This window comes from Streptomyces sp. NPDC004111, assembly GCF_042874215.1.
Taxonomy (GTDB): Bacteria; Actinomycetota; Actinomycetes; order Streptomycetales; family Streptomycetaceae; genus Streptomyces.
Genome location: NZ_JBIAMU010000006.1, coordinates 84,557 through 97,909, shown reverse-complemented (window position 1 = coordinate 97,909; position 13,353 = coordinate 84,557). Strand labels below are relative to the sequence as shown.

The following is a 13,353-nucleotide window of genomic DNA, read 5'->3' as shown; positions in this document are numbered from 1 at the left end:
ATCTCCTCCCGGAGCCCCGCAGGGAAATTCCGCGCGGCCCGGGAGCCCGGGTCATCGCAGGACGACTTCCACCGGGAGGCGTTTGATTCCGTTCACGAAGTTGCTGCGGACCCGGGGGACCTCGCCGGTCAGGTGGATCGAGGACAGGCGCGGGAGGAGTTCCTCGAAGAGGATCTGGATCTCCAGGCGGGCCAGGGAGTTGCCCAGGCAGAAGTGGGGGCTGCCCTTGCCGAAGGTGACGTGGTCGATGTTGGTGCGGGTGACGTCGAAGTCGTAGGGGTGGGCGAAGACCGTCTCGTCGCGGTTGCCGGAGGCGAACCAGAGGACCACCTTGTCGCCCTCCTTGATGTGCTTGCCGCCCAGTTCGGTGTCGCGGGTGGCCGTGCGGCGGAAGTGGTAGACGGGGGACGCCCAGCGGAGGAACTCCTCGACGGCGCCCGGGATCAGCGTCGGGTCCGCCTGGAGGACGGCGAGCTGGTCGGGGTGCTGGATCAGCGCCAGCATCGTGTGGGAGATGGCGTGGCGGGTGGTCTCGTTGCCGGCCACCACCAGGAGCAGGAAGTAGTTGTCGAAGTCGGTGGGGGTGAGCGGGACGCCGTCCTTGGGGGTCTGGTTGACCAGCAGGCTGACCAGGTCCGTGCCGGTGCCGCCCTTGCGTTCGGCCGCCAGTTTCCTGCCGTACGCGAAGACCTCCAGCGAGGCGGGGCTGCGGAAGGGGAGGTTGCGGTACTGCTCGCTCTCCTCGGAGTGCAGCAGTACGTCCGCGTAGTCGGGGTCCGTGTTGCCGATGATGCGGTTGCCCCAGTCGATGAGCTGCTGGGTGTCGTCGGCGGGCACGTCGAGCATCCGGGCCAGCACGTTGATGGGGAAGTCGGCGGAGACCTCCTGGACGAAGTCGAAGCTGCTCCTGGCGAGTGCCGCGTCGAGGGTGCGGCGGGTGAGGACGCGCAGGAACTCGCCGTAGGCCGCCACCGCCCTCGGGGTGAACGGCTTCTGCAGGAGGCGGCGCATCGCCTGGTGGCGCAGGCCGTCCGTCTCCAGGAGGGAGCGGCGGACGGCTATCTGGTCGTCCTCCAGTTCCTCCAGGTTGGTGAAGCGGGTGGAGGTGTACGTCTCCGGGTCGCGGTCCACCCGCACGATGTCGGCGTGCCGGGTGACCGCCCAGAATCCGCTCTGCGGGGCGGGTTCTGGCTGCCAGTGCACGGGGTCCTCGCGGCGCAGGGTGTCGAGCATCCGCCAGGGGGTCTCGCCGTCGAGGAACTTGTCGGGGTCGGCGAGGTTCACGTCGGCGAGAGGGAGGTGTTCGGGCATGCTGCAACGCTCCAGGTGGCTCGGTCGCTCAGTCGCTCGGTGGCTCGGTCGATCGATGGCTCGGTCGCTCGATGGCTGGGGCTGCTTGGCTGGGGCGCTCGGTGGCTGGGTGGGTGGCCGGCCGGGGCGCACGGCCGCACGGTGTGCCGGGCCCTCAGAGGTGCAGCGCGTACTCGCCGAACTCCCAGTCCGTGACGTGGCTCTGGAAGCGTTCGACCTCGTTGCGCTTGTACGCGAGGAAGGACGCGGTGAACTCCTTGCCGAGGAGTTCCACCAGCGGCCCGTCCGCGACCAGCGCGTCCAGCGCGGTCGGCAGGGTGTCCGGGAGCTGCGGGGCCCGCCGGGGGTCGTAGCCGTATCCGTCCACCGGGGCCGGCGGGCCCTCCTCCGCCCGGATGCCGAGCAGTGCCGCGGCCAGGGTGCTCGCGATCAGCAGGTACGGGTTGGCGCTCGCGTCGCCCAGGCGCAGTTCCAGCCGGGTGGCCGGGCCCCGCTCCGGCGGGACGCGGAGCATGGCGCTGCGGTTGTCGAGGCCCCAGTCGATCAGCCAGGGGGCCAGCGTGTCGGGGCCGAAGCGCTTGTAGGAGTTGATGGTGGGGTTCTGCAGGGCCGCGAGCGCGGGCGCGTGGGTGAGGATGCCCTTGATCGCCCGGCGCGCGTTGTCCGACAGGCCCTCGGGGCCCTTCGTGTCGCCGAAGACGTTGTGGCCGAAGTCGGGTTCGACGGCGGAGAAGTGCAGATGGAAGCCCGAGCCGCCCTCGTCGTTGAAGGGCTTGGCCATGAAGGTGGCCAGCTTGCCCTCCGTACGGGCCAGTTCCTTCACCGCGGCCTTGAAGCGGAACGCGCGGTCGGCGGCGTCCAGGGCCTCGGAGTGGTTGAGGTTGATCTCGAACTGTCCGCTGCTGTACTCGTGGTTGCCCGCCGTGACGCCGAGTCCGAGGTCGCGGAGCTGGCGCAGGGTGCGCAGCAGATGGCGTTCGGGGTCGCCGCGCAGGCCGGCCGTGTAGATGTTGCCGGTGCCCTCGGCGTAGCGGCGCCAGCCGGTGGCCGAAGCGGGGCTGGGGTCGGGTTCGCAGAGGAAGTACTCCAGTTCCGGGCCGACGACCGGAGTGAGGCCGAAGTCGGCCCACGCGGCGAGCACCTTCCGCAGGACTCCGCGCGGCGACTCGGGGGCCGGGGCGCCGGTCGCCGGGTCGCTGACGTCGCCCAGGCAGGAGGCGACGCCCGGCTCCCAGGGCAGTGCCACCAGCGTGCTGAGGTCGGGGCGTACGAGGATGTCGGGGAGTCCCGCGTCCAGGCCGCCCGCCACGTCGATCGTGTCGCCGCGCGGCGTGGTGTGGTAGACGGCGCGGCAGAACGCCAGACCGTGGTGGACGGCGCCGGGCAGCTGCTCGACGAGGACGTCGCGGGCCCGGTCGGTGCCCAGGAAGTCGGGATAGGTCACCCGGACCACATCGATCCGGTGGCCCTGCGCGGCGAGCCGTTCGAGGTGCTGGCCGATCTCGGGGGGCAGTGGGCCGTGCGATCCGGACTGCGAAACGCTCACCGGTGGCTCCTCCATGTCGTTTGACTCCAAAAGATATGCAGGGCCGGAACCCGGCACAAGGGTGCGCGTCAACATTCCCCGCCGCACAACTCCCCACTCCCGCCGGGTGGTTGACCGATCCGCTGGACGGGGATTAACTTGTTTGAACTCAAACGAAATAGCGCGTCGTCACCGCACCACCCCCCTCGCCCCACCTCCCCTCTCCAGCCCCACCACTCCCCCGAGGAGGAACGCCCCATGAAGGTCGTCGTGGACATGGACATCTGCCAGGACCACGGTCAGTGCGTCTTCGCGGCCCCCGAGGTCTTCCGGCTCGACGACAACGGAAAGCTGGTGTACGTCGCGGAGCCCGACGAGTCGCTGCGCGAGGACATCGAGGACGCGGCCGACGTCTGCCCGCTCCAGGCCATCACCATCGAGGACTGAGCCGCGACGTGCGTACCGGTCAGGAGTCGAGCACCGCGGCCGACAGGGGTACGGGGGGTGGCGGGCGTGCCACACGTGGCACGCCCGCCACGGGCCACCCCCGCACGGCGGACCGCCCCCGGGCGGACGGCCGCCCGCCCACCGGCCGCGTCGTCGTCGCCGGGGCGTCCCTCGGCGGTCTGCGTGCCGCCGAACAGCTGCGGCGGGCGGGCTTCACCGGGGAGCTGGTGGTCGTCGGCGCCGAACCCCACATGCCGTACAACCGGCCGCCGTTGTCGAAGGAGGTCCTCGCGGGCAGGGCGTCCTTCGAGTCGGTGGCCTTCCGCCCGAAGGCCGCTGCCGCCGATGTGGTGTGGCGGCTGGGCACCGCGGTCGTGTCGGCGGACCTGGCCGCCCATGTCGTACGACTGGCCGACGGCGAGGAACTGCCGTACGCCTCACTGGTCGTGGCCACCGGGCTGCGCCCGCGTCGGCTCGACGTACCGGGCCCCGGCCCCGGTTCTGCGCAGGGCCGCCACGTCATTCGTACGATCGACGACGCGCGCGGCGTACGGGAGGTCCTGCGGCCGGGGGTCCGGCTGGTGGTCGTCGGCGCCGGGTTCGTCGGCTGCGAGGTCGCGGCGACCGCGCGCGGCGCCGGCGCGGAGGTCACCGTCGTGGAACCGGAACCGCTGCCGCTGCGCCGGGCGCTGGGCGAGCTGCTCGCCCGTGCGGTGCTGCGGCGGCACCGGGCCGAGGGCGTGCGGTTCGTGCTCGGGCGGACGGTGGCCCGCTTCACCGGGCACGCGGGACACGTCGACGGCGTCGTACTGGACGACGGGACCCCGTTGCCCGCGGACCTGGTCGTCGAGGCCGTCGGGTCCTCGCCCAACACCGAGTGGCTGGCGGGCAACGGGCTCGACCTGAGCGACGGGGTGCTGTGCGACGGGCAGTTGCGGGTGGTGGGCGCGCCGGACGTGGTCGCGGTCGGTGACGTGGCGCGCTTCCCCAACCCCCGCTACGACGGGGTGGCACGGCGGGTCGAGCACTGGTCGGTGCCCGGGGACAGCGCCAAGCACGCCGCCCGGGTGCTGGCCGGCGGTGCCGGCGGGCTGGCTCCGTTCGCGCCGCTGCCTTCGTTCTGGAGCGACCAGTACGCGTACCGGATCCAGTCCTTCGGCGCGCCGGGCCTGGGCTGCGGCGACGTCCGGGTGCGGTACGGCGATCCGGGCGGCGACGGCGACCTGCTGACCGGGCACCACGACGCGGACGGCCGGCTGGTCGGCGTGGTGGCGCTGGGCGGGCCCGCCGTGGTCGCCAGGGCGGCGTCGTGCCGGGCGGAGCTGGACGCGGCGCCGCGGGCCGTGGGCGGGGCCGCGGGGCGGGGGCGCTACGGCTGTGCGGATCGTGCGGATCGTGCGGATCGTGGTGACCGTCCCGATCGTGCGGACCGTGCGGACGGCGTGGACCGTGCGGACAGTGCGGGCCGTGCGGACGGCGTGGACCGTCCCGATCGTGCGGACCGTGCCGACCGCCCCGATCGTGCGGACCGTGGCGTCTACGCGGATCGTGCCAACCGCGCGGACCGTGGCGACGGCGCGGACCGTGGCGACCGCGCGGACCGGCCTTCCGGACCCCTTTTCCCTGGAGCACTAGGAGCGCTTTCGTGAGCAGCACTGTTCGGGGCTTCTTCCACCCCAAGACGGCGACCGGAGCGTCGTCGCTGATCCCGGCACCGCCGTGGCAGTACTCGGGCGACCTGCTGACGGTCGAGTACCGGACCGATCCCGCGCGGGTACGCGAACTCCTGCCCGCGCCGCTGGAACTGGCGGACGAGGACCCCGGCGCGGTCGCGCTGATCTGGGCGGACTGGCAGTCCTGCTCGGCCTCGCGCGAGGAACTGCTGGACCCGGTGCGGGCGCAGTACCGGGAGGCGTTCGCGGTCGTCCGGTGCGCGTACCGGGGGCGGACGTACTCGCGGTGCGTGTACATCTGGGTCGACAAGGACTTCGCCCTGGTGCGGGGGCTGCACCAGGGGTACCCGAAGAAGCTGGGATCGATCCACCAGACCCGGCCGCACCCCTACGGTCCCGCGCCGCGGATCGAGGCCGGAGCGCGCTTCGGGGCGACGCTGGCGGCGGCGGACCGGCGGCTCGCGGAAGCCGTCTTCACGCTGCGGGAGGAGTCCGCGACGGGCGGGTTCGTCAACGCGCACCCGATGCTGCACCACCGCTGGTTCCCCTCCGTCGAGAAGGGGAAGGGGCTGGCGCTGGACGAGCTGGTGGAGTCGGGGGCGGCGTCCTCGGAGGCGGGCCCCGCGTGGTCGGCGGACGCGGAGGTGAGGCTCTTCGCGGCGCCGACGGAGGAGCTGGCGCGGCTGGAGGTGCGGGAGCTGATCGGGGGGTATTTCCGGCAGGTGGGGGTGAGTTGGGACGGGGGGAGGCTGTTGGAGTCCAACACCTCGGGAGCGGAATAGATCCCCCTCTCCTGCACCGCCCACCTTGGCCCCGCCCACCTGGACAGCGGGGGCCGCCCGCTCGCTCCCCCGCCCCCTTGGGCGGCGGGGCCGCCCCCGGGGGCGGAACGGGCGGGCAAGGGGGCGGCCCCCGGCGGAGCCGAACCCTCCGGCCCCGCCCGGCCCCGGCCCGCTGCTCCGCACCGGAGTGGCCCGCTGCGCGGAGCCTCACCCCACCCCGCCCCTTCCCGAAACCGGAGCTCCGCCCCGGACCCCGGGTGGCGGGCCCTCCAGGGGTGGGTGGGGGTGTGCGGGAGGAGTGTGCTTGCTCGCGCAGTTCCCCGCGCCCCTGACGGGGTGTTGCTCGCGCCCACGCGGCGGCAGCCGCACAGTGACACAGCCCCGCGCCCCTGACGGGGCACGCCACGCTCGCGCCCACGCGGCGGAAACCGCACAGTGACACAGCCCCGCGCCCCTGGAGGGGGCGCACCGCACAGCGACACAGACCGGCCCCGGCCAGCCCCACCCCACCCCCCAGGAGTCCCCATGTCCCCCATTCCCCCCGTAGATCCCCGGCACTGGATCAATGGCCGGCGACAGCCTTCCCTCTCCGGGGAGACGTTTACCGATCACTCCCCCATCGACGGCACCCCCCTCGCCGAGATCTCCCGCGGCGGACCCGCCGAGGCCGCCGCCGCGGTGGCTGCCGCCAGGGACGCGTTTCCCGGGTGGGCGGGCACCCGGCCCGCCGACCGGGCCCGCGTCCTGCACGCCGTGGCCGACGGCGTCGAGAAGCGGCTCGACGAGCTCGCCCGGGTCGAGACGCACGACAACGGCGCCCTCCTCCGCTCCCACCGCCGCGGCGTGATGCCCCGCGTCGCGCACAACTTCCGCTTCTTCGCCGACTGGCTCACCGGCAGCCTCACCCACCCCGACTTCGACACCGGCTCCCGCCGCAACCACGTCAGCTGGGACCCGGCCGGTCCCTGCGTGCTGATCACCCCGTGGAACGCCCCCCTCATGCTGGCGAGCTGGAAGATCGCCCCCGCGCTGGCCGCCGGGAACACCGTCGTGCTCAAGCCCGCCGAGTGGTCGCCGCTGACCGCGTCCCTCCTCGCCGACATCGCCCACGAGGCCGGGCTGCCCCCCGGGGTGCTGAACGTCGTCCAGGGGTACGGGGCCGAGGCCGGCCAGGCCCTGGTCGAGCACCCCGACGTACGCCGGATCAGCTTCACCGGCTCCGTACCGACGGCCCGCCGCGTCGCCGCCGCGGCTGCCGCCCATCTGACCCCCACCTCCCTCGAACTCGGCGGCAAGTCTCCCCTGCTCGTGTTCCCGGACGCGGACCTCGACCTGGCCGTGGAGCTGGCCGTGGAGCAGTACGACAACGCCGGGCAGGTCTGTCTGGCCGCCACCCGCCTCCTGGTGCACGAGGCCGTCGAGGAGGAGTTCACCCGCCGCTTCCTCGCACGGGCCGGCGCCCTCGTCCAGGGCGATCCGCGCGACCCGGCGACCGACGTCGGGCCCAACATCCACCCCCGTCAGCTGGAGCGGATCGACGGTTTCGTGCGGCGGGCGCTCGCGGCGGGCGGCACCGCCCTCCTCGGCGGCGCCCCGCACCACGAGCTGGGCGGGCTCTACTACCGGCCCACCCTCCTCACCGGTCTGTCCCAGGACGCCGAGGCCGTTCAGGAGGAGATCTTCGGGCCCGTGCTGACGCTCCAGACCTTCGCCGACGACGACGAGGCGGTGGCGCTCGCCAACGGCACCCGCTTCGGCCTCGCGGCCACCGTCGTCACCGGCGACCGGGTGCGCGCGGAGCGCGTCACCGCGCGCCTCGTCGCGGGCACCGTCTGGGTCAACTGCTTCTACGTGCGCGACCTGCGCGCCCCGTTCGGCGGCTCCCGCCGGTCCGGGGTCGGCCGGGAGGGCGGCACCTGGAGCTTCGACTTCTACTGCGACCTCAAGAACACCGTCACCGCTCAGGAAGCAGGGTGGACGCACCATGGGTGAAATCGTCGCCGCGGGACTCCTCTCGCACGTCCCGACCATCGTCCTGCCCGAGGAGACCCGCAAGGAGCTCAACGAGGGCAACGAGACCAGCCTGGTCCCCGGGCTGCGCAGGCTCCGCGAGGAGGTCTTCGAGACCCTCGACCACGACACCGTGGTGGTACTGGACTCGCACTGGGCGACGACCGTCGAGTACGTCGTCGCCGCCCAGGCCCGGCGCGCCGGGCTCTTCACCTCCGAGGAGCTGCCGCGCGGGATGCGCCGGATGCCCTACGACTATCCGGGGGACCCCGAACTCGCCCACCGCATCGCCGGGTTCGCCGACCGGCACGGCACCTGGATCACCCCGGTCGACGACCCGTGCCTGCCGGTCCACTACGCCACCGTCAACCTGTGGAAGTACCTCGGCGAAGGGCTCCCCCGGCAGCGGTGGGTGTCGATCGGGGTCTGCCAGACCGCGGACACCGAGGACAACCTGCGGCTGGGCCGGGCGCTCGCCGACGCGGTCGCCGCCACCGACCGCAGGGTGATCGTGATCGCCTCCGGTGCGCTCTCGCACACCTTCTGGCCGCTGCGCGAGCTGCGCGCCCACGAGTCCAGCGACCCGCGCCACATCTTCAGCGCCGGTGCGCGCGAGGCCGACCGCGAGCGGATCGCCTGGTTCGAGCAGGGGCGGCACGACGAGGTCCTGCGCACCATGCCGGAGTTCTCCCGGTTCAAGCCGGAGGCCCGGTTCGGGCACTACCTGATGCTGGCCGGCGCGCTGGGCGAGGAGAACTGGACCGCCCCGGGCCGCCGCTACAGCGAGTACGAGAACGCTGTGGGGACCGGTCAGGTCCACCTCTGGTTCGACCGCCCGGCCGGCGGCTGGACCGCCCCCCGTACGTCCCTCGCGTCACACCAGTAGCCCAGGAGCCCGCTCATGCCCGAGTACCGCCGCATCCTGCTCGACGGCGCCGTCGTCCAGGTCGTCCGCGAGGACGACGAACTCGTCGCCGCCGACGGCCGCCGGGTCAAGGCCGCCGAGGCACACCACCTGCCCCCGGTGGTCCCGTCCAAGATCGTCGCCGTGCATCTCAACCACCGCAGCAGGGTGGAGGAGTTCCGGATCGCGCTCGCCCCGACACCCACCTACTTCCACAAACCGACCTCGGCGCTCAACGCGCACCGCGGCGCCATCGTCCGCCCCGAGGGCTGCAAGTACCTCAACTACGAGGGCGAGGTGGCCATCGTGATCGGCCGCACCGCCCGCAACGTCTCCCCCGCCGAGGCCGCCGCCCACATCGCCGGCTACACCGTCGGCAACGACTTCGGGCTGCACGACTTCCGCGACACCGACGCCGGTTCGATGCTGCGCGTGAAGGGCTCCGACACCCTCTGCCCGCTCGGCCCCGGTCTGGTCACCGACTGGGACTTCCGCGACAAGTACCTGCGTACGTACGTCAACGGCGTCCTCGTGCAGGACGGTTCCACCGCCGAGATGGAGTGGGACATGCACTACCTGGTCGCCGACATCGCCCGCACCATCACCCTGTACCCGGGCGACGTGCTGCTCTCGGGCACCCCGGCCAACTCCCGTCCCGTGCGGCCGGGCGACGTCGTCGAGGTGGAGGCCGAGGGGCTCGGCACGCTCAGCAACCACATCGTGTCCGGCCCCGTCCCCGTCCGCAGCGACTGCGGCGCGCAGCCCACCGAGTCGGAGGAGGTCGTTTCCACTGCCTTCGGCGGCGACTGGGAGTTCCGCGGCGTCCGCCCGCCGAAGAGGGGCTGATCCGCCATGACACCTCCACGCGAACAGGACCCGGCGAACGGCCCCGGGGCCGCCGCGCCGAGTACTCCGGCGCCTCCCGCGGCCCGGGACGGCGGCGGGCCCCGCGGCCTCAAGCCGGGCGCCCTCGGGGCTCTCGGCATCCTCTTCTTCGTCCTCTCCGCCCAGGCCCCGCTCACCGGCATCGCCGGGGCCGCGCCGATCGCGATAGCCCTCGGCAACGGCCCCGGCACCCCCGCCATGTACGCCGTGGCGGGCGCCGTCGTGCTGCTGTTCTGCGTCGGCTTCGTCGCGATGGGCCGGTACGTGGTGGACGCGGGCGCGTTCTACGCGTACATCGGCAAGGGACTTGGGCACACCGCCGGCATCGGCAGCGCGGGCGTGGCCCTGCTCGCGTACAACGTCGTCCAGGCCGCGATGTACGGCCTGTACGGGGCGACGGTCAGCGGCCTGTTCTCCGCGCACGCCGGGCTGGACGTCCCCTGGTGGGTCTGCGCGCTGGTGACGATGGCCGTCGTGCAGCTGCTCGGGGTGGCGGGCATCGAGGTGGGTGCGCGGATCCTCACGGTGTTCGTGCTGGCCGAGTTCAGCATCCTGCTGGCGTTCGGGGTCGTCACGCTCTTCCAGGGCGGCGGGCCGGAGGGGCTGAATCCGGGGGCGTCCTTCTCGCTGTCCGCGCTGCTCCAGGGAGCCCCCGGGGTGGCGCTCGTGTTCGCGCTCGCCTCGATGCTCGGCTTCGAGGCGACGGCGATCTACGGGGAGGAGGCCCGCGACCCCCGCAGAACGGTGCCGCGCGCCACCTATCTCGCGGTCGCGGTGGTCACCTGCTTCTTCGCCTTCACCACCTGGATGCTGATCTCCTCGTACGGCGCCTCGAAGAGCGCCGCGGCGGCGGGGGCGGCGCTGGCGGGCGGGGACGGGGCGGCGTTCGTCTTCGCGCCGGTGGCCGCCCAGTTCGGGAACTGGGTGAACGACGTCCTGCCGGTGCTCCTCGCCACGTCCCTCTTCGCGGGCATCCTGGCCTTCCACAACTCGGCGAACCGCTACCTCTACTCGCTGAGCCGCGACGGGCTGCTGCCGCGCAGGCTGTCGGTACTCAACAAGCGGCACTCGCCGGGCGCGGCGGGTCTGGTGCAGACGCTGACGGCGGTGGCGCTGATGCTGCCGTTCGTGCTGCTGGACAAGGACCCGGTGCTGACGATGTTCTCCTGGTTCAGCGGTGTCGCGGCGCTCGCGATCACCTTCCTGTACTTCCTCACCTCGCTGGCGGTGATCGTCTTCTTCCGCAGGACCCGGCAGGACACCCGGCTCTGGAACACCTTCCTGGCGCCCCTCCTCGGTGCCCTCGGCATCGCGGGCGCGATCTGGCTGGTGGTCGACAACTTCCCCACCCTGATCGGCGGGAGCGCGGCGACGGCGACGTGGCTGGCGCTGACCGTTCCGGCGGCACTGCTGCTGTGCGCGGGGCTCTCCCGGCTGCCGTACGCCAGGCGGGCGGCGAAGGTGCGTCGCTGACCTGTGCGGACTCTGCGGGAATCGGCACGGCCGGGCCCCTGACCAGGGGTTCCGGCCACCCGTACAATTTGGTACCGAACGAACAACTTGCCACTTGCCGCACACCCGAAGCCCGCACACCCGAAGCCCGCGCATCCGCAACCCGCAGAAGGAGAGCCCGTGCCCGGCCAGCGTTCCATCGTCGAGACCGAGAAGCTGGTCGAGTCCAAGCTCGGCGGCATCCCCATCCAGCACGAGCAGATGGCGGTCATCGCCAACATCCACCGCGCCGCCGCCGCCGTGCGCAGCCACTTCGAGAACTCGGTGCTGCGCAGCGCCGATCTCACCTGGACCGCGTTCGTGGTGCTGTGGGTGGTGTGGATCTGGGGCGAGCAGGAGACCCGGTTCGTGGCGGAGGAGGCGGGCATCTCCAAGGGCACGCTGACCGGGGTCGCCCGCACGCTGGAGGGGCGCGGCCTGGTGCGGCGCACCGACCACCCGTCCGACGGCCGCCGGGTGCTGCTGAGCCTCACCGACGAGGGCGAGCGGCTGATGCGCCGGGTGTTCCCCGAGCTGAACGCCGAAGAGGCCTTCGTGGCGCAGCGGTTGGACATCGACGAGTGCAAGCGGACGGCGGACGCGCTGCGCCGCATCGTGGTCCAGGTGGAGGAGCACGGCGAGGAGCGGCGGCGCGAGCTGCTGAACGGCGAGCAGCCCGCGCCGCGCCGCAGCGGGCGCCGCGCGAAGCCGTGACGCCCCGGCCCGGCGGGCGGGGCGGGGCGGTTCAGTCCCGCGGCTCGCTGTCGGGGCCCTCGAAGCTGGCGAAGTAGCCGGCCGCCATGTCCTCGCCGCCGTGGCCCTGCGCGGAGGCCCTGCGGAAGCGGTCGCGGCCCGCGGCCGTGCCGTCCAGGCGCAGCCCGGCGCGCTCGGCAGCCTCGACGACCAGTCCGGCGTCCTTCGCCGCGTTGTCGACCGAGAAGCTGGGGGTGAAGTCCCCGCTCAGGATCGCGGCCGACTTGCCCTGGAAGTAGCCGCTGTCCATGGGGCTGCCGGAGACCACGTCGACGAGGTGGCGGGGGTCGACGCCGAGTCCCTTCGCCAGCGACAGGGCTTCGCCGACGCCGCTGGTGAGGGCGATCACCCAGGTGTTGAGGACGAGCTTGAGGCGGCTGGCCGCGCCGCTCGCGCCGTCGTCGCCGACCCAGACGGTGCGCGAGCCGATGGTGTCGAAGAGCGGCTGGAGGGTGGGGCGGACCGTTTCGGGGCCGGCGGCGAGGACGACGAGCCTGCCCTGTTCGGCGGGTTGCCGGGTGCCCTGGACGGGGGCGTCCACGAAGGTCAGGCCGGCCTTGGCGGCGAACTCGGCGAGCTGGGCGATCTCCTCGCCGACGGTGCTGACCTGCACCCACACGGTGCCGGGGGCGAACCCCGGCTCAGCCGCGCGGACGGCTTCCAGGACGCGGGGGCCGTCGTTGAGGAGGGTCAGGACGATGTCGGCGCCGTCGACGGCGTCGGCCGGGGTGTCGGCGACCCGCACCCCGTCGGCCGCCAGCGGCTCGGCCTTGGCGCGGGTGCGGTTCCAGGCGCGGACGGTGAAGCCGCCCCGGGCGAGGTTCCTGGCGATGGGGGCACCGAGGATTCCGGTGCCGAGGACCGCGACGACCGGCGGGGTGGTGCTCATGGGGGATCTCCAAGTGGTGTGCGAATCATGGCGGTTGACGCGACGGCCCGGGACCGGGGCGCGGGCGCGCGGGACTTCAGGGCGCGGGCGGCAGGATCTGGTCCACGAGCGCGGTGAGCCGGGCGCGGTCGGTGACCTTGCCGAGCACCCGCAGGCCGTACATCGAGTTGAGCAGGTGCAGTGCGCGCAGGCCGGGTTGCGGCCCCTCGTGGTCCAGCGAGCCGTCCGCGATGCCCTGTTCGACGCAGACGGTCAGCGCGTCCGTCACCCGGGCGAAGGTGTCCCGGACGTACTGGGTGACCCGGGCGTCGCGGCCCGCGAGTTCCATCGCGGAGTTGACCGCGAGGCACCCCCGGTGGGCGGGCGGCTCGGTGCTCTCCTGTGCGACGACGTCCAGCAGCACCGCGCGGATCCGGTCGCGGGCCGGCCCCTCCCCGCGCTCCAGGACCTCCACGAGCCGGCTCGTGCGCTCGGCGTCGTACCGCTTGAGCGCCGCCTGGAAGAGGCCGTACTTGCTGTCGAAGGCGTGGTAGAGGCTGCCGCGTCCGAGTCCGGTGCCGTCGACCAGGTCCTGGGCGGAGGTGGCTTCGTAGCCCTTTTTCCAGAAGGTGACCATGGCCGCTTCCAGCACCTGGTCGGGGTCGAAGCCGCGGGGGCGAGGTGACATGACGGCAGACTAGCCG

11 protein-coding genes and 1 pseudogene are annotated in these 13,353 nt (G+C 72.9%); 8 read left to right on the top strand and 4 right to left on the bottom strand.

The genetic code is table 11. The features are described 5' to 3' along the window. Positions 1 to 51: 51 nt before the first annotated feature. Positions 52 to 1,311 carry a cytochrome P450 gene (locus tag ACFYVL_RS14485; protein WP_389244419.1) on the bottom strand — a complete coding sequence of 420 codons (1,260 nt, stop codon included), beginning with the start codon at positions 1,309 to 1,311 and terminating at the stop codon, positions 52 to 54. A 154-nt stretch (positions 1,312 to 1,465) separates the two neighbouring features. Beyond that, positions 1,466 to 2,857 carry a glutamine synthetase family protein gene (locus ACFYVL_RS14480; RefSeq protein ID WP_389244417.1) on the bottom strand — a complete coding sequence of 464 codons (1,392 nt, stop codon included), beginning with the start codon at positions 2,855 to 2,857 and terminating at the stop codon, positions 1,466 to 1,468. A 237-nt stretch (positions 2,858 to 3,094) separates the two neighbouring features. Between ACFYVL_RS14480 and ACFYVL_RS14475 the strand changes: the two genes are divergently transcribed. The 8 genes and pseudogenes from ACFYVL_RS14475 (at position 3,095) to ACFYVL_RS14440 (ending at position 11,742) form a co-directional block, all read left to right on the top strand. Then, on the top strand, positions 3,095 to 3,283 hold the full coding sequence (locus ACFYVL_RS14475) for a ferredoxin (protein ID WP_389244415.1): 189 nt from the start codon (positions 3,095 to 3,097) through the stop codon (positions 3,281 to 3,283). Positions 3,284 to 3,432: 149 nt separating this feature from the next. Beyond that, positions 3,433 to 4,620 (top strand): annotated as a pseudogene (locus ACFYVL_RS14470) (NAD(P)/FAD-dependent oxidoreductase); the annotation flags it as partial. A gap of 308 nt (positions 4,621 to 4,928) precedes the next feature. Then, positions 4,929 to 5,738: an acetoacetate decarboxylase family protein gene (locus ACFYVL_RS14465; protein ID WP_389244413.1), complete on the top strand. Its 810-nt coding sequence runs from the start codon at positions 4,929 to 4,931 to the stop codon at positions 5,736 to 5,738. Between the two features lie 525 nt (positions 5,739 to 6,263). After that, a complete protein-coding gene (locus ACFYVL_RS14460) occupies positions 6,264 to 7,730 on the top strand; it encodes an aldehyde dehydrogenase (protein WP_389244411.1) in 1,467 nt (488 codons plus the stop codon). Beyond that, a complete protein-coding gene (locus ACFYVL_RS14455) occupies positions 7,723 to 8,634 on the top strand; it encodes a 3,4-dihydroxyphenylacetate 2,3-dioxygenase (protein ID WP_389244409.1) in 912 nt (303 codons plus the stop codon). The genes ACFYVL_RS14460 and ACFYVL_RS14455 overlap by 8 nt, the downstream gene beginning before the upstream one ends. Positions 8,635 to 8,649: 15 nt before the next feature. After that, entirely contained in the window at positions 8,650 to 9,498 is an 849-nt protein-coding gene (locus ACFYVL_RS14450; protein WP_389244407.1) for a fumarylacetoacetate hydrolase family protein, read from the top strand. A gap of 6 nt (positions 9,499 to 9,504) precedes the next feature. Further along, positions 9,505 to 11,010: an APC family permease gene (locus tag ACFYVL_RS14445; RefSeq protein WP_389244405.1), complete on the top strand. Its 1,506-nt coding sequence runs from the start codon at positions 9,505 to 9,507 to the stop codon at positions 11,008 to 11,010. Between the two features lie 159 nt (positions 11,011 to 11,169). Then, on the top strand, positions 11,170 to 11,742 hold the full coding sequence (locus ACFYVL_RS14440; protein ID WP_389244403.1) for a MarR family winged helix-turn-helix transcriptional regulator: 573 nt from the start codon (positions 11,170 to 11,172) through the stop codon (positions 11,740 to 11,742). A gap of 31 nt (positions 11,743 to 11,773) precedes the next feature. Here the strand turns inward: ACFYVL_RS14440 and ACFYVL_RS14435 are convergent, their stop codons facing one another. Both ACFYVL_RS14435 and ACFYVL_RS14430 read right to left on the bottom strand, forming a co-directional pair. After that, positions 11,774 to 12,670: an NAD(P)-dependent oxidoreductase gene (locus ACFYVL_RS14435; RefSeq protein WP_389244401.1), complete on the bottom strand. Its 897-nt coding sequence runs from the start codon at positions 12,668 to 12,670 to the stop codon at positions 11,774 to 11,776. A 76-nt stretch (positions 12,671 to 12,746) separates the two neighbouring features. Beyond that, positions 12,747 to 13,337: a TetR/AcrR family transcriptional regulator gene (locus ACFYVL_RS14430; protein ID WP_389244399.1), complete on the bottom strand. Its 591-nt coding sequence runs from the start codon at positions 13,335 to 13,337 to the stop codon at positions 12,747 to 12,749. Positions 13,338 to 13,353: the final 16 nt, after the last annotated feature.